This is a genomic window from Simiduia sp., from assembly GCF_058345725.1.
The window spans coordinates 1-25,471 of record NZ_JBTUOC010000087.1; the positions used below are offsets into that span (position 1 = coordinate 1).

A 25,471-nucleotide genomic window follows, 5' to 3' on the forward strand; every position below is an offset into this window, starting at 1 on the left:
CGTCGCCACCCCCGCCGCCAACCCCGACGCCACCCCCGACGCCGACGCCAACCCCGACGCCGACGCCGACGCCAACCCCGACGCCGACCCCGACGCCAACGCCAACCCCGACGCCAACGCCAACCCCAACGCCGACGCCAACGCCGACGCCGACGCCGACGCCAACGCCAACGCCGACACCAACGCCGACACCGACGCCAACGCCGCCATTGGGGAACTTTGAGCGCGGAACCGTGGGCGATAATGACTCTGTGCCAGAGGTGGCGTGTGATCAAGTGTTCACCAGCGGTTCGGCACTTGAAGAGGCAGCCACTACAGATTTGGCGGCGGGTACCTCACTGTGTCTGGAGGATGGAAATTACACCAACCTGGAATTGAATTTTGGTGGCATAGGCACCGAGGCTGAACCCATCGTTGTGGCCGCAAAAAATCCAGGCCAAGTGACTGTCACAGGCACTGCTGAAGTACGTATGAGTGGTGAGTACGTCACGTTGCAGGGTTTCATTTTTAATGGGGCTTTTAGCGCCAACAGTGATTTTTTGCAAACGCGCGGCAACGATGCAACGCCTTGCAACCATTGCCGCATCACGGAAAATTCGTTTATCAATTTGGACCCAGGTGTCACCGATAGCAACAAATGGCTAAATATTTACGGCCAATACAATCGCATCGACCACAATTGGTTTTCAGGTAAAACTGCGCCCGGCGCACTACTGATTGTGGATCGCTACGTTCCAAGCGGCGCGGACCCCATGCTGACAGATCCGGATTACACGCAAATCGATCATAACTATTTTGGCGACCGCCCACCTATTGATGGAAAGGCATACGCCGACAGTTCAGATAACGAGCACGAAGCTATTCGTATTGGTACCAGTGACTCGCACATGGTCGACTCCTTTTCTGTGGTGGAACACAATTTGTTCGAAGCCATTCAGGGCGAGGCTGAAGTCATTTCCAACAAGGCCGGTAGCAACCGAATAGTGCACAATACTGTGCGCAACAGTTACGGCTCTATTACAACTCGCCATGGCTCTAAGGCGACAATCAGCAATAATTTCATTATTGGTGACGATCATCCCTATGCTGGCGGCCTTCGAATAATTGATGACGGCCATACGGTTACCAACAACTACATTGAAGGCGCGCGCTACTACAACACCACTCACCACGGCGGTATTGTATTAATGGGATCTGATGGTTCAACAACCAACGGCTATCAGCAGCTAACTAACGTGTATGTTGCCAATAATACGGTGGTCGACAGTGTGAACAGCCTGAATGTGGACGGCGGCAAAAAAGCCACCAACCCCAATACGGTGTACTTAATCAATAACATCATTGCCGGTGCCATTGGACCAGTAATAACCCAGGCGGCGGATGGTTTGCCGGCCAGTTCTGTTATTGAGGGCAATATCTTTTTTGGCCAGTCATTTTCTGATGACGAGGATTTGACCAGCGCGCCAGGTATTCGATTTGAGGATCCCGCCTTGGCACCAGACAGCCAAGGTTTGTGGCGAAAAACCGATGCGAGTCCCGATCTAACGGCAGTTATGGCATCATCTATTGGGGATTTTGATTCCGTCGACGTAGATATGGATGGGCAAGCGCGGACCGACACCACCCAAGCTGGCGCCGATCACACCAGTGACGAGGTAAAAAACCGTGGCATATTAAGTCGCTACGATGTGGGTCCCATGAGCTATACCCCACCGGCTACGGAATTTCACGTGCAGCAGGTGGCCATTGCAAACCACGATTTTGACGAAGGTGCTGCCAGCTGGACGTTGACGCAGGCGGAAGTTAGCAGTGAGCCTGCAGAAGTATTTTCACGTGGACAGAGTGCCAAGTTAACCACCAGTGATGGCAGCGTGGCGCAAACCGTGACATTGGCAGCCAACACAAATTATACGTTGACCGCCTTTGTTAAAGGTTACGGTGTATTGTCTGCCGAGGTGGATGGCGTGACCTATAGTGCTGCGCACGATAGCACCAGCGCCTATGGGCTAGTGCGTGTGAGTTTCAATTCAGGTGCAGCCACCAGTGCAATTATTCGCGGTGCCATGAGTAGCAGTGTGGAGCAATCCGTGGCCATAGCCGACGCCAGCTTTACCAATTACAAAGGCAATACCGACGATACGGATTGGGTAAACCATGAAGGTACCGGCATCGGCAGTACAGAGCGCTCCGGTAACTCGGCCTCGGGCGCCGACGGCAGCGTGAAACTACGCTATAAAACCGTGGACGATGTGGGCGAACCCTCCGTCAGTCAATTGCTAACGGGCATACTGCCAAACACCGAGTACACCTTAACCATGTACATGCTGGATAAAAGCAGTTATGCCCCAACGGTTACCATGGGCGTGTATGCGGAAGACGGTGTCACCGTTCAGGCCAGCAAGCAAGTGGTGTACGACGACCTGGTGGCCGCTGGCGCCCCTAAAGGTGACGACAGCTTTTACCAGGATCGGCTGACATTTAATTCTGGTAGCAATGCATCGCTGACAGTTTTTGCAAAATATGACCCGAATACCATATTCGCCGACGGAGGTTCAGGGGCAGATCTGGATGTGCGGGTGGATGATTTCGCTCTAACCTACGAAGCCGCACCGGCCGATGGCACAGTGGTGTACTTCGACAGCTTTAGGTTGGTGTCCCACTCGTCACTTTAGCGCATCAATCGCCCACCGATCTGGTAGTTAAGTCGGTGGGTGTTTTACTTGAGTGCTGTGCGTTGACCCATTCGCAGGCGAGGATTGTGCAGTTATTCGCTATTCTATTGAAACAGTGCGTGTGCCACCCCCTGGGGTGGCTTTTTTATTTCCGCTTACAGTCGAACTATGGCTTTTTCGCCGTCACGATAAAATAGCTGTAGCGGCTGCGCTGCACGCCCAACAAAATGCCAAACAACGGCGCCAGAAAGTGACCCCATTGAATACGATTATCGCCCCGTATTTTTAGCAGCTTGCCAAACAGGTACCGCAGCGAGACCCAGGGCACATAAGCAATGCTGGGAGCTACCCGCCAGGCGGCATCTTCTACGCGAATGTCGGTGTAGCCGATGGCCGCCAACTGTTCAGTAAATGTTTCAATGCAGGCAAAATCTTGCAGCGCCCAGCCGTCGCATACCTTTCGATAACAATAATTAAACCAAGTTGAGCAAGCTGCTGTGCGGGTAAAACCATCGGCCACCACCAAGCGTGCACCCGGTTTTAAGGTGCGAAAGGTCTCCGCTAAAAATGCTTGCTTGGCTTTACCTTGGTCGTAGCAGCTGCTTTCAATGGCATAGGCGCCGTCGAAGTGGTTGTCGGGGAAAGTTTGATGGCGGTAATCCATGACCTGAAAATTAAGTTGCGCCCGACCTTGCCGATGGCGGGCGCGGGCTTGTGCAATTTGTGGCTCGACTATGCTGATGCCTGTAACCCGTAGGTTGGCGTGCTGTTGGGCGGCGAAGGCAGCGCAGCTGCCCACACCACAGCCAAGATCAATTAGGTGTTGAGGCTTGTTGTGGTGCAGACCTAACCGGCTGAGTACCTGCCGGTTCATCTCCTCCAGCATGGATTCCAGGTTGAAGGGGTTTATGCCCCAGCGATAATAGCCAAAGTGCATGTTGTAATTGCGGCTCCAGGGCTCGTAATCCATGCCGGCGACGGTGTAGTACTCCACAATCGGGGTATTGGCATTTAGCGGTGCCGCGCAGCTGGGCCTAAGGCGCCCGATGCTGTGTTTGTGCGCGGGTTGCAGTGTGATCTCGCGCTCTGTCATGACATGGCCTTACCGGCTAGGCCGGATTGCTGATTGACAGTATCACCTTAACGCATTACTGTAATTTCTGTAAATACAGAAATTACAGAATATTATGGTTATGGAAATTACACCGTTGATGCAGCGCTACATTTTGCACTGGGGCGAAATGGGCAGCCGCTGGGGCGTTAATCGCACGGTATCGCAAATTCACGCGCTTTTATATTTGGCCCCTGAGCCGCTCAACGCGGAAGACATCGCAAGGCTCTTAGCTGTTGCGCGATCAAATGTCAGCACCAGCCTTAAGGAATTGCAGGGCTGGGAGCTGGTGAAGGTGTCGCACAAGCTGGGCGATCGGCGGGATTATTTTTCCATGTCCGGCGATTTGTGGGAGACCTTTATTACCATTGTTGAACAGCGCAAGCGGCGCGAACTGGACCCGATCATGGGGTTGCTGCGCGAGTGTGAGCGGGAGTTGGCCTCCGATAAAAAAACACCCGCCGCCGTAAAAGAAAAAATCCACGCCATGGGCAATTTTTTGGGTGAATTACTCGATTGGTATCAACAGGTGGTGCAATTGCCGAAGGGCAGTTTAACAGCGCTGATGCGCATGGGCGCCAAAATTATACACCTGCTACCGAAACGGCGGTGATCGCGATGCAACAATACATCTACGGTTGGTTGATGGCCTGTGGGCTCGGCCATGTGCTTTTGGGATTGGGTTTTATTGGCTTTATGGCATCGCCCTGGTCGGATGCCTATCTGAACCACTGGGTGCGTACTTTGGGGTTAACTGAGACGCACGGGCTGGTGCCCGCGTTGCAGTTTTTGGGGCCTACTGTGGCAAGTTGGGGGCTTTTGTTTTGCTTGGCGGTTTATGCCTACCGCCTAACCGGTGCCCAACGGTTGCGACTGGGAGTGATGGCGGCCATCGCTCTGTGGCTGGTCTCCGATACCAGTTTGTCGGCCTGGTATGGGTTGGACCTGCACTACGGCATTAATGCCGTCGCGGGCCTGGCGTTGTTATTACCACTGCTATTTTGGCGTGCGGTTCCAAAGGCTAAGCTCGGCGAGTAGACCGATGGCTAGGCGTCGTAGGCTCGATAGCTGACCTCGACAATCACGTAGTGCTTGAGAGTATCGCCCAGGGGCGCGGCAATCTCATCGTCGAGCCGCTTGCCCAGGATGGCTCGCGCCAAAGGGGAGTCCATGCTGAGCTTGCCGGCCTTTACGTCAAACTCATCGGGGCCGACAATTTGGTAGCGGATTTCATTGCCCTCGTCATCCTCCAGCGTCACGTGGGCGCCAAAAAACACCTTGTCCTGGTCGTCGGGCAGCCGATCCACGACGGTGAGTTCGTCCAGACGCTTGGTTAAAAAACGCACGCGGCTGTCAATTTCGCGCAGCCGGCGCTTGCCGTAAATGTAGTCGCCATTTTCCGAGCGATCGCCATTTTTGGCGGCCTCGTGCACCACCTGGGTGACCTGTGGCCGCTCGATTTTCCAGAGCTGGGTAAGCTCATCTTTAAGCGCCTTGGCGCCGGCCGGGGTGATATAGGCCGAGCCGCGGCGGCGGGGTGGTCGCCAACGTCCCATAGGTGTCTCGATTATGTTCGTGGGGCGCTATATTGCCACAGCATGCACGCGCTAGCAGCAAGCGCCGGCGGTGTTGGCACTGGTGTCGGTGTCGTAGGGTAGGGCGGTGCCACAGCCGTCAAAAATGCCGTAGTGGGTGTCCCAGTTGCCAATAAAGCTGAAGTGGTCGCGAAAGCGCGTGTCGTGCAGCATGCGCCAGGTGTTACCGCACACGGGGAAGACCTTGCCGGTGGCGATGTGGTGGTGCTTGTCCAGTGCAAAACTGTGCGGCTGATGGGCAATGGTGCCGCGATACACCACGGCCTGGCCGTAATCTTCGCAGAAGGGTTCCAGCTCGGGCAGTTTAAACAGCCGGTAGGTGGCCGAAAAAAAGCGGATATCGCCGCACTTTTCTTTGAGCGCGGGATTTTCGATGGTAATGGGCGCGTCCTTCACGAGGCGCGGGTCTAAAAAGCCGCAGGCCTTGGCGGTGTTGTGGAAATCGTTCCAGTAAAAGGCGCCCGACAGGCACTCGCCGTAGAGCACCGGGTCGCGGGCCAGGGCGGCGGGGATGCGGCGGTCGGCGTAGACATCGGAAAAGTACATTTCACCACCGGGCTTTAGCAGCCGATAGGCTTGTTTGAGTACGGCGGCCTTGTCTTCGCACAAGTTAATGACACAGTTAGAGACAATAACATCGATGCTGTTATCCGGAATGTCCAGAGCGTCCAGATGCTCCAGCTCCCCTTGCAGGAAGGTGACGTTGGCCTTGCTATAACCAAACTGCTGGCGGTGATAATCCAGGTGTTGGCGGGCCACCGCGAGCTGTTGCTCGGTCATGTCCACACCCACCACACTGCCCGTTTCGCCAACCAGTGCCGACAGCGCAAAGCAGTCCAATCCGGCACCGGAGCCCAAATCCAGCACGCGCGCGCCGGCGATCTGCTCGGGCAGTACCAGTCCACAGCCGTAGTAGCGTGCATGCACTTCCGGATGAATGGCTGCCAGAATTGGTTTCAAGTATTCCGGTGGCGTCTCGCCGGTACAACAGGCATTGGTTTGCAGGTCTTCTGACTTTTGCAGAGTTTCGCCGTAATAGGTTTTCACTTCTTCGCGCATAACAATTCCTAACTTGAGCGTGTGTGCTGTTAGAGGCAGCCCGGGCCGCTAGGTTACAGTGTTCCTGTCGGTAGCACCTGGGTTTATTTTTTGAGACTTTCAGTAATAGGGAGGTCGATTTTTACACATATAACGGATCAGTCTAACTATTTTTTGGGGCTCCATTGCGGACTCTGCCGGGTCCACCGTTGTCATTATGCATGTCGTCTCAATCATCTTGTGGAGGAGACGACCATAACACCAACTGCCGGCGGGTATTGCCTGGTGTAGGTAATAGCAAGCCGGATCGAACGATAATAATTAAGGTGAGTATTATGCTACTGAAACCCTTAACGGCGGCCGTTTGTGCGCTTGGCTTAGTGACTGCAGCCCAGGCAGCTGAAGAGCAACGCTACATCGTTAAATTCAAAGATGGCAAAGGCAAGGCCGCACAAGTGCTGGCCGAAAAGATGGGCGGTAAGAAAAAAGTCGATCTGGCCAAGCACGGCGCTTTTGCGGCCCAATTGCCCGAACAGGCCATGAAAGGCCTGCAAAACAGCGGCCTGGTGGAATACATCGAGGAAGACGTTAAGCGCTACCCCATGGCGCAGGTATCGCCCTACGGTATCGCCATGGTACAGGCCGACCAGTTGAGCGATATGCAAGCGGGCAATCGCACTGTGTGCATTATCGATTCCGGCTACGACATCAGCCACCCAGACTTGGCTGCCAACCTGGTGACCGGCCACAATGATCCCGCCGGCGCTGGCAACTGGTACGAAGATCAGAACCACCACGGCACCCATGTTGCCGGTACCATCGCCGCGTTAAACAACAACGAAGGCGTGGTGGGTGTCATGCCCAATGGCGCCATTAAACTGCACATCGTGAAAGTGTTTGATGCCGCCGGCTGGGCCTATTCATCATCCTTGATAGACGCAGTCAGCCGGTGTGAAGCAGCCGGCGCCAACGTTATTAACATGAGCTTGGGCGGTTCCCGTGCGTCGCGCACAGAAGAGCGCGGCTTTGATCAGTCCAATGCTCGCGGCGTGCTGAACATCGCGGCGGCCGGTAACGATGGCAATACCCGTCACTCTTACCCTGCGTCTTATAGCTCGGTGGTGTCGGTGGCGGCCATCGACGAAAACAAAGTGGTAGCGTCTTTCTCGCAGCAAACCAATCAGGTCGAACTGGCCGCACCGGGTGTGGGCGTTTTATCCTCAGTGCCCGATCAGGCGGGCTCTGAAGCCTCCGCCACTGTGGCCGGTGTGGGCTACACCGCGCTGGGTATGGACGGCTCGGCTCAGGGTACGGCCTCGGGCGCCTTGATGGATTGTGGCATCGGCGATGTACCTTGCGCTGGCGCCAGTGGCAAAGTGTGCTTGATTCAGCGCGGGTCAATTAGCTTTGCCGAAAAAGTCCAGGCGTGTGAAGCCGGCGGCGGTGCTGCGGCAATTATCTATAACAACGAGCCGGGCGTATTGAGCGGCACCTTGGGCGAAACTGCAACCTCGATTCCATCCGTGGGTGTTTCTGACACAGATGGTGCAATCATGAAGACCCAAGTGGGCAGTAACAGTACCGTCTCTGTGACCGCCAGCGATTACGCGAAATACGATGGCACTTCTATGGCCTCGCCGCACGTTGCGGGTGTGGCGGCGCTGGTGTGGAGCTATCACACTAGCTGTACGAACAGTCAAATTCGCTCGGCACTGAATGCCACGGCTGAAGATCTGGGAGCTGCCGGTCGCGACAATGCCTACGGCTATGGTCTGATACAGGCCAAAGCGGCCAAAGACTATTTGGACACCCACGGCTGTGCAGGTGATGGCAGCGGCGGTGGCGGCACCGGCGGCACCTGTAAAGGTGGTCCAAAGAAATGCGGCTAAGTTAGCCAGACGGTCATAAAACGGGCGCTTCGGCGCCCGTTTTTTGTTGTCACAGGTTTGTCATGGAATTGCCCAAACCTTGTCATTAAGTCGTTATAGGGTGACAGGGTGCCTATAAATCCGAGATCACCATGATAAATATCGAACAGTCTGTCGCCACCCGTTTGCCGTGGATCAGTAATCAGCCCAATCTCATCAAGCGCTCCACCTTTGGTTTGCTGCGCAAGCTGGTACACGAGGATGAGATCAACGCATTTTTGGACGAGCATCGGGCGCTGAAAAATTTCAGCTTTATCGACAAGGTGTTTGAGTACTTTAATTTTAGTTACAGCATGTCGGCAAAAAGCCGCGCCAATATTCCGGCCGAAGGGCGGGTGGTGATTGTGGCCAATCACCCCATCGGTTCTCTTGATGGCTTGGCGCTCTTGCGTGCCGTGGGCGAGATTCGCACCGATGTGAAGATTGTCGCCAACGATCTTCTCAGCAGTTTTGAGCAGCTGACTGATTTGTTGCTTCCGCTAGATAATATGGGACGCTCCTCATATCGCCGCAGCTATAAAGCCGTGGTGGAGGCGCTGGAACAAGACGCTGCGGTGATCGTGTTTCCCGCCGGGGAAGTCTCTCGCGCAAGCCCTGTGGGTATTCGCGACGGCAAATGGCAAACGGGCTTTTTACACTTTGCGCGCAGGGCCAAGGCGAATTTATTGCCAGTGCACATCGATGCCAAAAACTCGGCGCTGTTCTACAGTTTATCGATGCTCTATAAGCCACTTAGCACCTTGTGGCTGGCGCGGGAGATGTTCAATAAATACCACATGGATATTCACTTCACCGTGGGCGATCCCATACCCGCAGTCAGTGTCGATTCGGTACAGGTAGCGGATCGGTTTTTGGCCCAGCGGCTCAAAAAATACATCTACAAGATGGGCAAAGGTAAATCCAAGGGTTTTGTTACGGAAAAAACCATCGCCCACCCAGAGGCCGCCAGCCGGGTCAAGTCGCAGCTCGAAAGTGAATTGTTGCTGGGCAAAACGCGCGACGATAACGCCATTTATCTGTGCCAGTACCGAGAGGATACGCCTCTGATGCGCGAGCTGGGCCGGTTGCGGGAAAAAACCTTTCGCAAAGTGGGGGAGGGCACGGGATCACGGCGCGATCTCGATCGCTATGATCGCAGCTACCAGCACCTGGTGCTCTGGGACAACGAACGGTTGGCCATTGCCGGCGCTTACCGACTGGGCGACTGCGGGGAGATTTTACGCCGTGAAGGTCAGGCGGGTCTCTACACTGCCGAGCTGTTTAATTATCAAGCAGCTGCCGAGCCATTGCTTGCGCAGGCCGTGGAGTTGGGCCGCAGCTTTGTGGCGCCCGACTACTGGGGTAAGAATAGCCTGGACTATTTATGGCAGGGCTTGGGCGCACTCTTGCAACACCGGCCCGACATACGTTACTTGATTGGCCCTGTGTCGATGAGTGCCGATGTTCCCAAGCCGTTGCGCGACCGGCTGGTGCATCACTACCAAAGCTTTCACGCCAGCGCGTCGGTACTGGCCGTCAGTAATACGCCCTTTGTTTTAGAGCCGCACATCCAGGAGGCGCTCGACCTGGAAATGGCTGAATGCGACCGCGAGACCAGTTTTAAGCGCCTGCAGGCCGCCTTTGCCAGCGAGCAATGTAAATTGCCTGTACTTTTTAAGCAATATGCCGCGCTGTTTGAGGAGGGCGGCTTTACCCTGATGGACTTTGGCGTCGACCCCGAATTTGGCCACTGTGTAGACGGTTTATTTATCGCGGATTTGCGGCTATTGAAGGCGGCAAAACGCAAACGATACCTTGGTGCACAATAATAGGTTGTCACTGATTGATTGGGGCCTTTGGCCCCATTTTTTATGCACTTTTAATTCCTGAGTGCAATGTCTGTCCACCCCAAGTTCTGTAAAAGCTGGCCCGTTTCTTGAATACGTCAAGGGACAGGCAGCCGCCTATGGTTGCCGGCTGCGTCTAATGATGGAAGGGAAGTATGGGTAATCGAACAATCGCCACTTGGGTACTGAGCGCACTTTTGTGCGCACCACTGCATTACAGCTACGGCGCCGGTATGAGTGACGAGGAAATGCTCTCGCTCACGGCGGACCTGCTATTGATTAAATACGAGGCGAGTGTGAATACCTGCGATCGTCTTGAGGCGCGCAATATGACCGCGCTTTACAATGCCTTGCGTGAACTTGACCAATTGCGCCGAGCGCAAGTGCCTGCGGTGAGCAGCAAGGCCATTGACCAGGCCAAGTCGAGCTATCGTATGGGTTTGGCGGGTCTGCCAGTGCCCGATGTCAAGGAGGCGGATCAAGTGGCGCTGATATGCGATCGCACCTTACAGATGATGGAGTCCGTCGACGCCGAGAGTCTGGTTGAGATGGTGCAAAAAGGTGCCGACAAATACCGCCTACTGTTTGCTCAATCCAAATAGCAACTCACTTGCTTATTCTATAGGCGTCCTTGCGTGGCTCGAGTGCGCACCTAAAGTGTGCAAGAGTCAGGGCTGTGCACCGAACTTGCCCGCAGAACTGGTCAGTTCCTTGTCGGGGCGTATTGACTTTACGTTAGCGTAAAGCGGTATGCTTTCACCCGAACGCAATCGAGAGAACATCCGATCAGGAGTCATAATGGACGCAGAATTTTGGCACAGCCGATGGGCCAGTAACAATATCGCCTTTCACGAGGGCGCCCCTAACGCGCTGTTGACGCGCTATTTTGCGCGCCTGCAGCTCGCAGAACATAGCCGGGTGTTTTTGCCATTGTGCGGTAAAACGCGCGATATTAGCTGGTTGCGCGCGCAGGGCCATCAGGTGGTGGGCGCTGAACTGAGTCGAATGGCCATAGAGCAGCTTTTTTCTGATCTCATGCTCGAGCCTACAATCACCCAGCACAAGAACTTGGAGAAATTCAGTGCAGCGGGCATTGATATTTGGGTGGGCGATCTATTTGAACTAACCGCCGAGCAGCTTGGGCCAGTGGATGCGATTTACGACCGGGCAGCGCTGGTGGCCTTACCCGCCGCGATGCGCGAGCAATACACTGCCCACCTGCGGACAATCTCCGGCCAAGCGCCACAGCTGTTGATTTGTTTTGTGTACGATCAGCGATTGCAGGATGGCCCTCCCTTTTCCATCGAGGCCAGCGAAGTGCAAAGGCATTACGCCGCGCACTACAGCCTGCAATGCCTGGACGTGGTCGAGGTGCCCGGTGGTTTGAAGGGGCGCTGCGCCGCGACTGAGCAAGTGTGGCTGCTGGAAAATAACTAGCCGGCAGCTCAGCGCCATTGTTGCGAAGCGGGCGGATGAAAAGCAAAAGGGATGCTAAAAAGGGCGCTGCTGCGCGCCCACAGAGCTTGGCGGTGTCAGTCGGGCCAAGCGTAACCTTGGAATTGCGCACGCAAATCTTTTTTGCTGACCTTACCGGTGGCGGTGTGTGGCAACTCCGCCACTAGCTCGCAGGCCTCTGGAATCCACCATTTGGCTACCTTGCCGTCGAAGTGTGCCAGCAGGGCGGCCTTGTCGATCGCTTTTCCGGGTTTGGCCACCACCACTAACAGCGGGCGTTCAGTCCATTTGGGGTGCGCAACGCCAATGACGGCGGCCTCGGCCACCTGTGGGTGGGTCATGGCGCAATTCTCCAGTTCAATGGAGGATATCCACTCGCCGCCCGATTTGATGACGTCTTTGGTGCGGTCGGTTATCTGCATATAGCCTTCCGGGTCCATGGCGGCCACGTCGCCCGTTTCAAACCAGCCGTCGGCGTCGCAGGCATCGCGTTCGGCTTTAAAGTAGCGCTGGATCACCCAGGGGCCGCGCACTTTCACCGCGCCGGCCGATACGCCGTCCCAGGGTAGCTCGACGTTGTTGTCGTCTACGATTTTGATGTCGACACCATAGGCTGGGCGCCCCTGCTTTAGCCGAACTTTAGTTTTTTCTGCCTCGCTCCAGCCTTGCATATGGGGTTTCAGAGTATTGTAAGTGCCGAGCGGGCTCATCTCTGTCATACCCCAGGCGTGGTGGACTTCCACGTCGTGCTGCTCCCGGAAAGCATCAAAAATAGGCTGCGGGCAAGCTGCGCCACCGGTTACAACCCGCATCAATGAGGGCACTGTGGCCTGGCTTTGCTCCAAATAATTTAACAGCGCGAGCCAGACAGTGGGCACGCCGGCGGAAATCGTGACTTGCTCGCGATTTATCAGCGCGCAGAGTGTTTCGCCATCACCCATTTTGGGGCCGGGCATAACCAGTTTGGAGCCAATCATGGGCACGGTGTAGACCAGGCCCCAGCCATTAACGTGAAACATCGGCACGATGGGCAATACAACATCGCGTACCGAAATACCAAACACATCCGGCATGGCAGTGGCGTAGGTGTGTAACACGGTGCTGCGGTGGGCGTAGAGTACGCCCTTGGGATTACCCGTGGTGCCCGACGTGTAACAAAGTGCACTGGCCGCGTTTTCGTCAATGTCAGGCCAATGGAACTGGTCGGACTCATCGGCAATCAGCGTTTCATAACAAAGCAAGTTGGACAGGCTGCTTTCTTTGGGCATCATCGCTTCACTGGTCAGCACGATGTAACCCTTAACATTGGGCAAGCTCGGCGCCAATTTTTCCAGCAGCGGCACAAATAACACATCGATAAACAGGTACTGATCCTCGGCGTGGTTGATGATGTAGCTCAATTGCTCCGGAAACAGGCGCGGGTTGACCGTGTGACACACCATGCCCGAACAGGAAATCGCGTAGTAGAGTTCAAAGTGCCGGTAGTCGTTCCAAGCCAGCGTGCCAATCACATCGCCGGCCTTAACGCCCAGCTTGTGCAGCGCATTTGCCAGTTTGCGCACCCGCTGGAAGGCATCCGCATAGCTGTAGCGGTGGTTGGGATTATCGGCGGTGACACTGACAATTTCGCTGTGGGCATACACCTTTTCTGCAAAGTGCATGATGCTGGTTGTTGTCAGTGGTGTATTCATCATCTGGCCGAGCATGGCAAACCTCGCTGTCGTTATTGTTGTTGTGGGTAAAGCTGCGCAAGCCGTTGGGGGCTGCGCACGAAATAATTACTCTACAATTTTTATCCACTCGCCCGGTGTGGGCTCGCCGCGCGGGTAGTCGCCGTTGAGCAGGCGCAGTTGATCGGCGCCGTTGGGCCCCAGGCGACCGTGATCAGACAGTGCCTGATAGCTGGTGTTTTCATTGGCGATGACGTAGCGCAAATGTTTAGAGGCCCCTTTAGGCGGTACGCGGGCGGGCTGAAAGGTGGTGATGACTTCTTTGAAACCGGCGTCGTCTGCCTCGTTAGTAATGCTGCCGGTAAATTGGTAGGCGCGATTACCCTGAAACAGTACCGCCACCCGTTGTGCGGGCTGGCCGTCCTTCGCCGCCACCACACCCGTGTGGCCGGTAAGGCCAAATTGGCTGAGGGGTTCAGACTCAGCCAGCAGGCCAGTGTTTAATTCGTCGCGCAAGTAGGCGCTGGGCTCCATGGGTACTTTTAGGAGCGCAATGCCGAGCGTCAATTGGGTGTGTTTATCTTCCGGTTGAATTACCAGGCTGCTGCGCTGATTTTCCACCGACCAGCCCTTGGGATGCACGAAGGTAAATCCCAGTTTGCTGTGCATATAGCGGTTTTCCTGCCCGGGCAGGGCCATGTCGTAATTGATGCCAATCACCATGCCGTTTGTGGCCTGGCGAAATTCGGCGGTGTTGAGCTGGCCGTCGGCGCCTTTTGGCAAGGTGCCCGCCGTGGCGATTACTTCTTGCAGCCGCTGGTCATTGCGCGGGTGTGTGGAAAATACGCCGTGATAACTTTTGGGCTTCTGGCCCGCTTCTTTGGCGCGAAAGCGCGCGTAGCGCTCCTGATCCTTCAGTACCCCAATCACGTCAATCATTGCCGCGGGGTCGTAGTGGGCTCTGTGCAAATATTGGGCGCCAAAACTGTCGGCCTCTAACTCCATATCGCGGCCATAGCCGGACACGGCAGCACTGGTCCACAGATCGGCGGCATCGGCCACCACCATGCTGCCCGTGGTGATAACGGTGGCCACACTGACGGCGCTGGCGCCTTTGCGGGCGGCATCTTGACGAACTGTGTGGCGCGCCGTGACGTGGGCAATTTCGTGGGCAATGACGGCGGCCAATTGTGCCTCATTACTCAGATAGCCAATCAGGCCGCGGTTGATATAAATGTAACCACCGGGTAACGCGAAGGCGTTGATGTCTGGGCTATCGATAATGGTAAAGGTGTAGGTGATTTCAGGTCGGTCGCTGACCTTGGCCAAGCGCTGGCCAATGTCATTCACATACTGCGTAAGTTTTTCGTCTTGATAGACGGGCATAGAGGCGAGAATTTTCTCGTGCAATTCTTTGCCTTTTTCGATTTCGCTGGACTCGCTCATAAACACAAAGTCTGGCGTGCCGGTGGCGGGATTAACTGCACAGCCAGCCGCGCCTAACAGCGCGACAACAGTGAGCAAAGCAAGCGGGGCCTGTAAAGGTTTCATGTGAACGATCCCTTGTTAGCTATCGGGTTTTAAAAATTTTCGCAGCTGGGTGCCAAGTCCTTCACACGCGCCTGCCTGCACGCGCGCGATGAGCGGTATGGGCACCACAATGGCGGGCATGTAAGAGGTGCCAGAGGCATCGGCGCTGATTTTTCCCACTACTTTGCCCTGATCGAAATCCCAAATGGTGGCTTCGTAGTCCGACTCCTTGTCCCAGGTACCAAAACCAAAGCAGCCAGCGCCGCCCGGTCCCACGGAGCAGCCGATGGAGCCGGCGCTGTTGGTGGTTTGTGTATGACCATCGATCCAAATGATGTAGTGCACGTCGTATTCGCGCAGCACGTGGGCCACATCGTCGCGCTGGGCAATCCGATGTAAGCTGCGCACCGACATGGGCGCAATGCGGGGCTCAAACCAGGGGTAGAGGCGATCGATGAACTCCCGCTCGGGAATGACTTTTATATTGTTGCCGTTACTGATTTCGGCACCGATACAATCCACTAGATCGGGTTCAGTTTCGTAATCACTGGAGTGTCGGCGGCCGAGTACGACAACACTGTCGGTGGCATCCAGGCTGGCGTTACCGCGTTTAAATTCGTCAACGGTGACCGAGGTACAACCTGCCAGCAACAGCCAACTGGCCCAGAGGCATGCTATTAACACAAATTGTTTGGCCATTACTCGTCCTCCTCACTAGGAGCCAGCGGGCGCGGGTGCTTGGGCGGCGCGACTGGTTGTCGGGGTAGCTCTAGCCAGGCTTTGATTTCGGGCACCCGATCAAAGCCTGTAATAAAGCTGGCGCCCGCGTCGCGCAGTGCCATCATAACCGCCTGGTTTAACGCATCCTCCTCCGATTTTAGAAAAGCTGTGGGCGTTTTTCCGTAGGCGGGCATGACCCAGTCTGCCACCAATGCACCCTGGTTGTCATATACCTGAATACTGTATTTGATCCACACTTCAAAGATGTTGACTTTGGTTTCGCGCGGCATAGCGTACTGAAATTCTTTGACGCGGGGCAGTATGACTAAGTCTACCGGCGCTGGCTGTGCCGCTTGGGGGATGTCGGGCAAGTTTTCCACTCGGGTAAACATGGCGGTGAGTAGCGTGTTTAGCAGTTTGCGCTGAGCACCGCCGGTGCCGATGGTCCATTTCAGCCGGTCTTTACTCTTCTCTTCGTATTGGAAGGTTTGAAAGCGGGGGTTGTCTACCACGCCCACACTCAGTATCTTTTTGTCGACCAGCGGCGTCGGGATATCGCCTTTGACGTCGACTTTGCCGGCACAGGCGGTCAAAAAAACCAGCGCGACGATCGTAAGCCCGCGCCCAACTAACCCATAATTACTCTGTGCCATAGTCGATACTCTTCGCCTGATTGATGTGGCGTTTGGCTGAATATACCTCAGCGTTGTTGATGGTAGTCGTTTAATCCTACAAAAGTACCGCCATTGCGGAAGGTGAGTTCGCGCATTAGCGCTGCAAAGCGAAAAACACCCTGGCGGTTTGGTACACGTGGGTCAAATTGTATGGGAAAGCCCACTGCGTGAATGCGAACCCTTGGTTGGTCATTGTCGCTATTGCGATTTAGTCGATCCACAATATTGACCACCTGGGTAATAGATTTACCGGTAAAGTCATCGCCCATTACGTAGATGCTCACGCGCTTGTCGGGGTCGTAAAAGGTGCGCACGGCCTTTTGGATACCTTCTACCGGGCTGGAATTACTGAATGGGTTCCAGCTGCGCAGTCGATTGATAATTGCCTTGCGACGAGAAGGACTGTCTGAGATCCACTCATCCCGGAAGGAGGTGAACATGTATTGCCCCATATCGTTCATGATCTGAATGCCCTTTACCGATGGATAGATATCCAGTATGGCAATCATTTCATCCATCATGCGTGGCCAGGCAAAGTTAAACATACTGCCCGAGGTATCGATGATAAAAATAATGTACTCGCTGTCCACGGGAATACCGCCGATAATATTATTCTGGCGGGCAAAGCGATTGCCCAGCAAGCGTTGCATTTCTTCGGTCAGGCTTTGGGTGGCGCTGGCCAATTTGCCCAGTTCGTTGTCGTCGCTGCTGGATTGGCGCGCAAGTGATGCGTAGCGTGCCTGCAGCGTTTGAAGCTTGCCGCGCAGTATTGCAATGCGAGCGGTTTCGGCGTCCAGCTGTTCGTGCTTAGCGTTGAGGTCGCGATTGAGCAAGGTGGTTTCACCGCGTATCTCAAACAGTTGTCGCTGCAGGTCTGCTACCTGGCCTTTGCGGTCGATCTGAGTTTCTTCGAGCACCACAATAGGTACGGTTTTAGTGATCATCAGCAGCAATACAATGGCGCCAAAGCCGCAGCAGATCACGTCCAGAAAGGAGACGTTGAACTCGTCGGTTTGGCGCTGCTTGCGTTTCATTATGGCCAGTCCTTAGATGGGCTGATAAAGGAGCCCCGCGTGGCCATGGCCAAATACCAGAAGTGTGCGGCTGCCATAGGGTCACCCTCCATCGGTGCGAGAATAACGTTGACCGGCACACCCTTGGGCAAGAGGCTTGCCGCTTGCTGGAATAGTTTTTCCCGCTCGGGCCCGGTGACAGTGTTGCGCTTGGGGGCCACCATACCCTGGGTGGGCAGCCCGTCGGTGAGCAGAATAATATTGTCTGGCCTGGGGTTCAGCGCATTGATTGCGTGAAAGGCGCGCTCCAAGCTAGTGCCGCCGGACGGTGTCGTTTTGCGTAAATTAAGAATAGCCAATTCCAGCTGTTTTTGGTCTGAAACTCGCAGCCACTGGCCCATGGTGCCGTCTAGCGCTGGCTTTACATCGGTATTAAAGCCGTAAATTTGGTACTGGCTTTGCTGCGGCAGTTGCGCAGCCAACCATTTCACCGTAGCTAAACTGCGGCGCCACTTAGGGGCCTGTTGCTTGACTGTGTCGCTCATGTTGCGGGTGCGAATGATATTGATGAGTTTTTCATCCAGCATGCTGGCCGAGGTGTCCAGCAAGATCAGGATGCGCGCGCCGCCGAGCTTCAGGCCGGTGAGGTACTGGCGATCGCCGTCGCCCAAGTATTGCAGGGCATCTTGGCCGCGCTGCTGGTCTTCGGCCTTGAGCCGTTCAATTTCGGTTTGCAGCTTTTCTCGCTCTTCTTTCAAACGCTGAATTTCTGCCTCCACGTCGCGGCTGGAAAATTCATCCAGTTTACCCTGGGTCAGATTTACATCTTCCAGTATGCGCCGCGCCAGTCCCTGGGCCTCTACGTGTTGTTGATCCAGTGCCGACAAGGTATTGCGCAGCGCCACAAGGTTTTTTTGTCCCTCGCGAATTTCTTCGTCCAACTGCTCCACTTCGGCACTCAGATAATCTGTTTGGACGTCGGCACGGGTATCTATATCGTGTTTGATAATCAGAAATATCAACGCCACGGCGCCAAAGCCGCACGACATAATGTCGAGAAACGACAGCGAAAAGGTCGAAAACCCCCGCTTACGCGCCATTGGACACTACCTGAATGAGCTGCAGCTGGCAGTTTTGCCAGGTCACCAGTTGGCCCATTGCCAGCGGAAAGTTTTCGCCGGCCGGCTGGCCATTCAGCTGACAGGGCAGGGTTGTGCGGCAATACCAGGTTGCACCCTCGCGGTAGAATTCAATATCTGCTTGGGCGCCTGTGCTGGTGACCAATTCTTCACCCTTCACCCGCAAGCGCAGATCGCTGGTCAGTGGACGCGCCACATGGTTGATGCGCAGGTGTGTGGCGTTTGGGGCTGTACGCCGTTGCGCGTCTGGATGCCCGCTGGCCGAAGCTGGTACCGGCAGGCTGCGCAGCAGTTGCAGTGGGCCGGTTAGCTGAGGTGCCAGGGCAGCGAGCGCTGTTTGCATTTGCGCGTCCGTTACTGCAATACCGTTCAAGCCAGGCAGGTATTGGGCTACAGGTGACAGCAGTTGCACGCCGCCCGAGCGCGCCAGCTGTTCGCCTAACGCTGACCACAGTGGCTCGAAGTGCGCGCGCTTGAGTTCGATGGTCTTGTCGTCGATTGCGAGCTCAATGCTGGGCGACTGTGCAAGCTGTACCATGCAAGGTAGCCATTGGTTAAACAGGCGCTGTTCGCTTTCCGCGGAGTGCAGTGGGTTGTAGCGGGTTTGCTGGATACAGGCGGCGGCTGTGTGCTTTAGCCAGCCTTCCGCCAGGGTGGCCATGCCGCAGTCGGGTAGATCCCACTCCCGAGCAATCACCAATTGTCCATCCCGTTGGTGCAATTGCGTAACATGGGCTTGGTGCAGGCAGATGTCGACGTGAATCAATGGCTCGGCCACGCTGCCTGCATCGTGTAAAAACCCTTGGCAGTGCAGCAGGGCGTTGTGAACAAAACCGGCGGGTTTGGCGCCCAGGGCTTGTAACATGCCCGCTAGGAGTGCGTATTGTTCTTGCTGATAGCGGTAACTGGGTGCCACCACCAAAGGCGCCTCTGTGTCAAAGTCGGCCAGCCACTGCGCCAGTTGACGATAGGCGAGATCGGCGTGGTGTCGATAGCGGCTGTCGGGCAATTTGATTGGCGACTGATTGAGTTGTTGCCAATGTTGGTTATAGGCCAGCAGGGGTTTAATGCGCGCGCGGGCCACGGCCGCGTCTCCACTGATCAGCGCGTCTTGATCAAATACCAATTGTGCCGGGGTGGCTAACTGTTCGCCCTGCGCGTTGAACAGTTGTACGTGAAAATCATTGAGGTGCAGCAGGCTGCAGGTCATGGCGCTATTCCGATTTCAATTGTTTGAGGAGTTTGTCATCGCAATAGCTTTGTGTGTCGAGTACCAGCCGCTCCTGCAGCAACTGCAACTGATGTGTGAAAAACATAATGATAATACTGATAACCAGGGCCACGAAGGTGGAGTTAAAGGCTACACCCAAGCTAACGGTGACGCCGGCAATATCGCCTTCCACTGCGCGATGCGCTTGGCCCAAGGCTTCGCCAATGCCGCGCACCGTACCGATAAAGCCGATGGAGGGAATGGCCCAGGCAATGTAGCGCACCATGGCCAATTCACTGTCTAGCCGGTCTGATTCTGAATCGCATATTTCTTTGACGACGTTGGCGGCGTCCCCGATGTGGTGGGTTGAGCCAAAGCGTTGCAGGGCTGCATTGAGCGCGCGCGCCACCAGTAGGCTGCGTTTTTCGCCGGGCAAATTTTCCAGATGGCGCGACAGTGCGCGTGTGTCCTCGGGTAGCACGCTGGTGCTGTTGTCGACAGGCAAGAGATTTTCATCCAACAGCTTTCGCTCGGCCATGCCATTGCGGGCCTTTAAGCCCATGATGGCCATGGCCCATAGCATTAATACAAAACAAGCCTCTTGCTCGTAGTCGCGCAGTACCACGTAAAAAGAACGCTGCACCACGTAGGTCTCGCCGGCAGCTTGGCGCGCCATTTGTTCTTCCAGCATGGCGTTGGCCGTGGGCCGAATGAGTGACACGTAAATGGCGTGCACAATGATGATAGAAAGTAACAGGGCGAACACCTGAAAGATGAAATCTGATCCTGTTTGTCGTTTCATAGCCTGTCCTTAATCACCTGGGGTTGCGCGTATCGGTTGCTAAATGTCCACGGGAAAGGACACTGAAAGATCTTCAGAAATCTCTTCGCTGGGAGTGTAGTTTGGGTCGCCACTGCCACCGCTTGGCTGCGGCGTGGATTGCGCGGTGGTCGCGGCTTGTGGCGTCGCGTTGGGTGCTTCGGTGTTTTCGTCTTGGGCCAAGACAAAGGCAGTAACACTGACGAGCAAGCAGCAGCACAGAGTTAACCACAGCTTGCCTGGCTTGCTGAGTATGTTATTCACTCTGGCTGACCTCCTTTCTCGGTTCTACAAAGCGGGCGATTCGAAAGCCCAGGTCGTGGCGCGGTTGATCGCCATAATCGCGATAGGCCAGGCGCAATTCGGTAATGCCGCCGTGCGCCCAACTCGAACCGCGAATGACGTGGTAATCGCCTTTTTCTGGGCCTAAGGGGTCGGTTTCCGTTTGCAAATTAAGGCCGGTGCCGACGCCATAAAAGTCGTTCACCCACTCGGATACATTGCCGCCAACATCGTAAATGCCCTTGGCGTTGGGCGGAAATTTACCCACGGGTGAGGTCACCGGGTAGCCGTCGTTGTAATCCAGTAAAACCAGGCCTAGCAGTGAAGCCGCCGAGCGATCGCCGAAATTGCCTGCGTTGGCAGGAGGCGGTAGCTGATTTCCCCAGGGGTACTTGCGCATGCCATCCTTATCTTGCACGCGGGCAAGCCACGACCACTCAGCTTCGGTCAGCAGTCGATATCCCGTCGCATCGGGGTTAAAGCCGACCACTTTGCCGCCAGCCTCCCGATAAAAGGCGGGTAGTTTTTCCTTGGCCGACAACCAATTGCAAAACCTTGCGGCCTGCTCCCAGGTTACGTTCACCACTGGCTGATTCTCGCTGAATAGGCTGTTGCCCTTGACGTGGCTGGATGAGTGAAAGCGTTCAAATTTCACGTAATCCGAATTGGTCACCAATAGCGGCGATGCGTAAAAGGCGCGGGTAAGTGCAATCTGGCGCAATGTTTCGTTGGAGCGGCGGCCTTGTTCGCGCCTCGACGAGCCCATGGTGAACCGGGCGTTGGGCTTAAATAGTGTTAGCGATTGTCCGGTGGCCGTGCGCAAGGTCTTCGGAATTTTGTCCCATTTGGCTTGATCCACTGTTCGCAATACGACTTTTAACTGTTGGGTGAGCGCGGGTCTGGGAGTCACCTCTGCCTCGAAGGTCTCGTAGCCGGCCTTTTTCACACTGATGGTGTGGGGCCTTGCAGGCAGTGACAGTGTTTGGTTGGCGCGGCCAAACAGACGGCCATCCACGTAGAGCTCGGTGTCTGGAAAATTAGCCGAAATGGCCACCTTGCCCAAGGCTGGCTCCAAATTGAGATTCAGTGTTTTACTGCTGCCAGAGTCGATCGATACTTGTGTGCTGGCTTCTTGATAGCCTTCTTTAAACACTTTTATACGGTGGCTTTGGTTGGGTGCCAGCGCGATCTCCATGGGGGTCTGACCGAGAAAGTTGCTGTTCAGCGTGACGCTGGCACCGCTCGGGCGAGTCGTGAGAGTTAATTTTCCATCGGCTTTTTGCAGTGTGATTTCAGGCAGAATCAATTGCTCGCCGGCTTTAAATTCGAAACTGTCTTGCCAGATTTTATAACCGTCAAGTTGCAGTAAAAGTTGTTGTTCGCCGCGCATTATCTGAAATTCACCGGGCGTTTTTCCCAGGCTATCGCTGCCAATGCGAACTTCGGCACCGGCGGGTTGTGTGGTGATTTGAACATTGGCCCAGGCTGGTTGCAACGCGACCGATTGTGTTAGCAGTAGGTCTTTGCCCTCGATGGTGATGTGTTGCTCGTGGGGCAAGTAGCGTGGATGCAGTACTTTTAACGCGTGTACACCGGGGCTGATATCGGCAATTTCCTTACCGCTAAAGCCCACGGGCACGTCGTTTAGAAACACTTCTGCTTCTTGCTCGGAAGCATTGGTTGTCACCAATAAGCGTCCCGGGAGTTTGGCCAACTCAAATCGAAATTGCTGCTCGGCGTCGTCGCCTACGGTAATCGTTTGCTGCAGTGCGTGGTAGCCGGGGTGCGACAGACTCAAGTGGTACTCGCCGGGCAATAACAACCAGGCGTTAGCTAATTTAATTTTTACTCCGCCGGTCACTTCGACGCTGGCAGCGGCCGGCAGGGTCGCAAAGGTCACAGAGCGGGATACCAGTAAAAATATCACTGCAATGAGCCCAACAAATAAGGGTGTGGCGACTAAGATTTGTCGTCGGCTGGGCCGCCAACGGCGTTGACGGGTTTGCGCTTCACTGGGTGCAAAAGGTGTCGGCTCAATGACGACAGACTGGTGCTCTCCCGATGCTTCCGTGGCTTGAGGCAGTGATTCCTGCTGCGTCATGATGTCCTCTAAGTTATAGGGCGATTAGCCGCCCAGCGCTATTTTTTCAGTGCAGCGTATGGTCACCGTCACCTGGTTGGCTTCCAGTGCAACCGTAAATTCTTCTCTGACGTCGCGGTAGCCGGGCCGCGAGCCCACTGCCACATAAGTACCGGGCCGCAATGACAATACGTGTTGTTCAAAATTGCCAATTCGGCCCACGTGGTAGATGGTCACCTGGGTGAGGTTGTCAGATTCGAGAATGACCTGACGTGGAAGCGTCACCTGGGTCAATAGCTCGCGCAGCGCCTTGCGCTGTTGTTCCAGGTGTGGGCCGCCGTCGCCCAACTCGTCCAAATCCTGCAGGGTTTGCTGCGCAGCTTGAAGGTTGGCCGGTTTATTTAGCTGCAGTGCATTGTCCAGAATTTTTGCCGTGCGCTGGGCCAGCTCTGCACGCGCATCGGTGCGCAGCTTGCCCACCATGGCATCCACCAATGTACTGTCTTTTTCCAGCAGTGACCGGTACAGGGTGTTGGCGGCTTGCCAGCGCTCTTCCGCCTCTGCCTGGCGCGCCTCGGCTAAGGTGCGGGTAATGCTGGCGTGCAGGCTTTGGCTGCCCACCTGCTGCAATGCCAGGTCGACGGAGGGGTCGCTGGGTTTGATTTTTGCGGCTTTTAAAAACTGCGCGCGCGCGTCTGAAAAGGCCTGTTTGTCTAATGCTTTAAAGCCGGCTGACATGGCCTGCGTAAAATTGCGGTCGCGAATTTTTGCGGATATGTCATCGAGGGCGGCTCGCGCCAGCGGGGAGTTGGGGTCCAGCGCCAGGGCCGCTTGATAGTGATCGCGGGCGGCCACCCAGTGATCTGTCTTTTCTTCCAGCCGGCCTTTGCGCAGTAATTCGAGCACTTGGTCGAGGGCCTCGGCACTTTGTTTGCCGGTTTGTGCGGCGGAATTATTGGGATCGATGGCGAGCGCCAAGTCAAAGGCGGTATTGGCCGCTGGTGCATCTTTAGCCTCAAGTGCCGCTTGTCCCAGGTCAAGCTGGGCGTCCAAGGCCGCACCGGCGGCATTTTTCAGCGACTGTAGCTGGGCCAGAGCGCTCTGGTAGTGTTCTTGGGCCGTGCTAAACGCGCGCTGGCGATAGTATTCATCGGCTTTAAAGGCAGTATCTAAGGCCGCTTGGTAGGCTTGTGGATTCCAATCTAATACGCGCTGGCCTTCCAGCTGATCCTGCAGTTGCAGTACCTTGCTAAGTATTTCCTGGGCGGCTTTGCGCTCGCGCGCAAGCTGGGCGTCGGCGAAGGGGGAGTCCACGGGGGCGGTTTGCACCGGACCTGGTGCGCTCGCGGCGGAATCCTGTGGTTTGATTTCTACGGGGCCAACTAAATGGGGCAGCGCAAAAACCACAAATAGCATTAGAGCAATCAACACAGCGATTGCGACATATTGGAGTCGCGATTGCTGCCACCAAGGCAGCGCTTGTGGGTCGTTCATGCAGCAACTTATTCGTTTGGGCCGCAGGCGTTGTGCCTGCGGCGGGGTCTTGTAAGGGCATACTTATTAAAAGCTTTGCCAGTCTACCTTTTTATTATAAGCCGGTTTCGGCTTTGTAGATTTCTTTTAGCAATTCGCGCCACTGATCGTACTGATTCTCCACCGTGCCCGACAGGGTAATGGTGCGGTCTTCCAACTCGATAATTTGCGGTTCAATGGCCGCTTCCAGAGAATCGCCGAGCTCGACCAGCGTCTCGCTGTGGAGTTTGGCCTCTTCGCGCTTGTCAAATCCGCTTTTTACCATATAGCCACCGGCGGCAATGGCCACCTGGCCCGCTGCTCGCCCGGCGCCGCTATTATTGCCGGCCGCGGCAATACCGCCCACGATGGCGGCGATGCCGGCAATGGTGCGGGTAGTGGCCTGGCTTTCCAGTTCGCGCTGAGTAATGACCGCGTCGTAACTTTCGGCCCGCCAAGTTTGGTAGGGACCGTCCATTTCGCGTACGAAAGTACCGTAATAGTCTTGCAAGGTATCCACAAACAGGTAGTCCCGCTCGCGGATGCGACGCACCCGGTTGAGCATTGGATCGTCAGCGGCAGGCAGTCGCACAACGGCAAAGCGCCCGTCTTTAGTTTCTTGCAGGTGATCGCTGAATGCAGTGGGAGAAAAGTCGCGGGCGAAGCGCAGTTCGGCAATGGCGCGCAGGTTGCGCGTTTCTAGGTCACTGAGGGTGCGCTGGTGCGCCAGCATGTCGTTGGCAATTTGGTTGTAAATCCCTTGAAAGGGGTCGGCGTTATTCACCAAGCGCTTATTGTAGGCATAGTGGCTGGCAGTTTCGCGGTAGATGCGTTCAAACCATTGGGCGCCGGAAATGTCAGTGACAGTAATTGCCAGAGCCAGCATTTCGCCGTCGGACTGAATGATTTTGCCTCTGACCGTGACGTCGCTGTTGGTATTGGCTGGCGGTACTACTCGCACGGCGCCCCAGGCGGCGGAGGTTTGCAGTGTTTCCGCAAGCAGCACGGGCATAAAGCGCGACTCGGCCTTGCGAACTTCGGGAAAAATCAGCTCGTCGGAATCGGCCGCGTCATCGATGCCTGGGTCGAATAACTGAATACCCACGTCCAGCAGCAGGTGCTCGGGGATTTCCTCGGTGACTCTGTCGACCGGCACGTGATTGGTGGACTTTACTTTGTGGGAGCTGCAGCCCACC

23 protein-coding genes are annotated in these 25,471 nt (G+C 55.5%); 8 read left to right on the forward strand and 15 right to left on the reverse strand.

Annotated features, from left to right (window positions below):
- Together ACW8F6_RS16995 and ACW8F6_RS17000 are read left to right on the forward strand one after the other, a co-directional pair.
- Positions 1 to 223, forward strand: a 223-nt coding sequence (locus tag ACW8F6_RS16995) for a hypothetical protein (RefSeq protein ID WP_491577079.1), incomplete at its 5' end; no start/stop codon positions are given.
- Between the two features lie 10 nt (positions 224 to 233).
- On the forward strand, positions 234 to 2,672 hold the full coding sequence (locus ACW8F6_RS17000; protein WP_491577080.1) for a polysaccharide lyase 6 family protein: 2,439 nt from the start codon (positions 234 to 236) through the stop codon (positions 2,670 to 2,672).
- A gap of 166 nt (positions 2,673 to 2,838) precedes the next feature.
- Here the strand turns inward: ACW8F6_RS17000 and ACW8F6_RS17005 are convergent, their stop codons facing one another.
- On the reverse strand, positions 2,839 to 3,765 hold the full coding sequence (locus ACW8F6_RS17005) for an SAM-dependent methyltransferase (RefSeq protein WP_491577081.1): 927 nt from the start codon (positions 3,763 to 3,765) through the stop codon (positions 2,839 to 2,841).
- Between the two features lie 100 nt (positions 3,766 to 3,865).
- Here ACW8F6_RS17005 and ACW8F6_RS17010 point away from each other — a divergent pair, with 100 nt between their 5' ends.
- Together ACW8F6_RS17010 and ACW8F6_RS17015 are read left to right on the forward strand one after the other, a co-directional pair.
- Positions 3,866 to 4,396 carry a GbsR/MarR family transcriptional regulator gene (locus tag ACW8F6_RS17010; protein WP_491577082.1) on the forward strand — a complete coding sequence of 177 codons (531 nt, stop codon included), beginning with the start codon at positions 3,866 to 3,868 and terminating at the stop codon, positions 4,394 to 4,396.
- Positions 4,397 to 4,401: 5 nt separating this feature from the next.
- Complete coding sequence (locus tag ACW8F6_RS17015) at positions 4,402 to 4,821, forward strand: hypothetical protein (protein WP_491577083.1); 420 nt, start codon at positions 4,402 to 4,404, stop codon at positions 4,819 to 4,821.
- An 8-nt stretch (positions 4,822 to 4,829) separates the two neighbouring features.
- On the opposite strand, the gene greB is transcribed toward ACW8F6_RS17015, so the two are convergent.
- Together greB and ACW8F6_RS17025 are read right to left on the reverse strand one after the other, a co-directional pair.
- A complete protein-coding gene (greB, locus tag ACW8F6_RS17020) occupies positions 4,830 to 5,339 on the reverse strand; it encodes a transcription elongation factor GreB (protein WP_491577084.1) in 510 nt (169 codons plus the stop codon).
- 51 nt (positions 5,340 to 5,390) lie between these two features.
- Positions 5,391 to 6,437, reverse strand: a complete 1,047-nt coding sequence (locus ACW8F6_RS17025; protein ID WP_491577085.1) for a methyltransferase domain-containing protein — start codon at positions 6,435 to 6,437, stop codon at positions 5,391 to 5,393.
- A 314-nt stretch (positions 6,438 to 6,751) separates the two neighbouring features.
- Here ACW8F6_RS17025 and ACW8F6_RS17030 point away from each other — a divergent pair, with 314 nt between their 5' ends.
- The 4 genes from ACW8F6_RS17030 (at position 6,752) to tmpT (ending at position 11,607) form a co-directional block, all read left to right on the forward strand.
- Positions 6,752 to 8,305 (forward strand): S8 family serine peptidase, encoded by a 1,554-nt coding sequence (locus ACW8F6_RS17030; RefSeq protein ID WP_491577086.1) that lies wholly within the window; start codon positions 6,752 to 6,754, stop codon positions 8,303 to 8,305.
- Between the two features lie 131 nt (positions 8,306 to 8,436).
- Positions 8,437 to 10,152 (forward strand): bifunctional ornithine lipid synthase OlsF, encoded by a 1,716-nt coding sequence (gene olsF / locus ACW8F6_RS17035; protein WP_491577087.1) that lies wholly within the window; start codon positions 8,437 to 8,439, stop codon positions 10,150 to 10,152.
- Between the two features lie 173 nt (positions 10,153 to 10,325).
- Entirely contained in the window at positions 10,326 to 10,772 is a 447-nt protein-coding gene (locus tag ACW8F6_RS17040) for a hypothetical protein (RefSeq protein WP_491577088.1), read from the forward strand.
- A gap of 196 nt (positions 10,773 to 10,968) precedes the next feature.
- Positions 10,969 to 11,607 carry a thiopurine S-methyltransferase gene (gene tmpT / locus ACW8F6_RS17045; protein ID WP_491577089.1) on the forward strand — a complete coding sequence of 213 codons (639 nt, stop codon included), beginning with the start codon at positions 10,969 to 10,971 and terminating at the stop codon, positions 11,605 to 11,607.
- Positions 11,608 to 11,702: 95 nt separating this feature from the next.
- Here the strand turns inward: tmpT and ACW8F6_RS17050 are convergent, their stop codons facing one another.
- The 12 genes from ACW8F6_RS17050 to ACW8F6_RS17105 form a co-directional block, all read right to left on the reverse strand.
- Positions 11,703 to 13,331 (reverse strand): long-chain-fatty-acid--CoA ligase, encoded by a 1,629-nt coding sequence (locus tag ACW8F6_RS17050; RefSeq protein ID WP_491577090.1) that lies wholly within the window; start codon positions 13,329 to 13,331, stop codon positions 11,703 to 11,705.
- A gap of 72 nt (positions 13,332 to 13,403) precedes the next feature.
- Positions 13,404 to 14,846 carry a M48 family metalloprotease gene (locus ACW8F6_RS17055; RefSeq protein ID WP_491577091.1) on the reverse strand — a complete coding sequence of 481 codons (1,443 nt, stop codon included), beginning with the start codon at positions 14,844 to 14,846 and terminating at the stop codon, positions 13,404 to 13,406.
- Positions 14,847 to 14,861: 15 nt separating this feature from the next.
- On the reverse strand, positions 14,862 to 15,524 hold the full coding sequence (locus ACW8F6_RS17060) for a hypothetical protein (RefSeq protein WP_491577092.1): 663 nt from the start codon (positions 15,522 to 15,524) through the stop codon (positions 14,862 to 14,864).
- Positions 15,524 to 16,198: a hypothetical protein gene (locus ACW8F6_RS17065; RefSeq protein WP_491577093.1), complete on the reverse strand. Its 675-nt coding sequence runs from the start codon at positions 16,196 to 16,198 to the stop codon at positions 15,524 to 15,526. The genes ACW8F6_RS17060 and ACW8F6_RS17065 overlap by 1 nt, the downstream gene beginning before the upstream one ends.
- A gap of 47 nt (positions 16,199 to 16,245) precedes the next feature.
- Positions 16,246 to 17,253 (reverse strand): VWA domain-containing protein, encoded by a 1,008-nt coding sequence (locus ACW8F6_RS17070; protein WP_491577094.1) that lies wholly within the window; start codon positions 17,251 to 17,253, stop codon positions 16,246 to 16,248.
- Positions 17,253 to 18,332 (reverse strand): vWA domain-containing protein, encoded by a 1,080-nt coding sequence (locus tag ACW8F6_RS17075; RefSeq protein WP_491577095.1) that lies wholly within the window; start codon positions 18,330 to 18,332, stop codon positions 17,253 to 17,255. Before ACW8F6_RS17075 ends, ACW8F6_RS17070 begins: the two co-directional genes overlap by 1 nt.
- Positions 18,322 to 19,581 (reverse strand): hypothetical protein, encoded by a 1,260-nt coding sequence (locus ACW8F6_RS17080; RefSeq protein WP_491577096.1) that lies wholly within the window; start codon positions 19,579 to 19,581, stop codon positions 18,322 to 18,324. Before ACW8F6_RS17080 ends, ACW8F6_RS17075 begins: the two co-directional genes overlap by 11 nt.
- Positions 19,582 to 19,585: 4 nt before the next feature.
- Positions 19,586 to 20,383: a MotA/TolQ/ExbB proton channel family protein gene (locus tag ACW8F6_RS17085; protein ID WP_491577097.1), complete on the reverse strand. Its 798-nt coding sequence runs from the start codon at positions 20,381 to 20,383 to the stop codon at positions 19,586 to 19,588.
- Between the two features lie 39 nt (positions 20,384 to 20,422).
- A complete protein-coding gene (locus tag ACW8F6_RS17090) occupies positions 20,423 to 20,665 on the reverse strand; it encodes a hypothetical protein (RefSeq protein ID WP_491577098.1) in 243 nt (80 codons plus the stop codon).
- Entirely contained in the window at positions 20,658 to 22,784 is a 2,127-nt protein-coding gene (locus ACW8F6_RS17095; protein ID WP_491577099.1) for a PEGA domain-containing protein, read from the reverse strand. Before ACW8F6_RS17095 ends, ACW8F6_RS17090 begins: the two co-directional genes overlap by 8 nt.
- Positions 22,785 to 22,808: 24 nt before the next feature.
- Entirely contained in the window at positions 22,809 to 24,257 is a 1,449-nt protein-coding gene (locus tag ACW8F6_RS17100; protein WP_491577100.1) for a hypothetical protein, read from the reverse strand.
- A 94-nt stretch (positions 24,258 to 24,351) separates the two neighbouring features.
- Positions 24,352 to 25,471, reverse strand: a 1,120-nt coding sequence (locus ACW8F6_RS17105; protein WP_491577101.1) for a hypothetical protein, incomplete at its 5' end; no start/stop codon positions are given.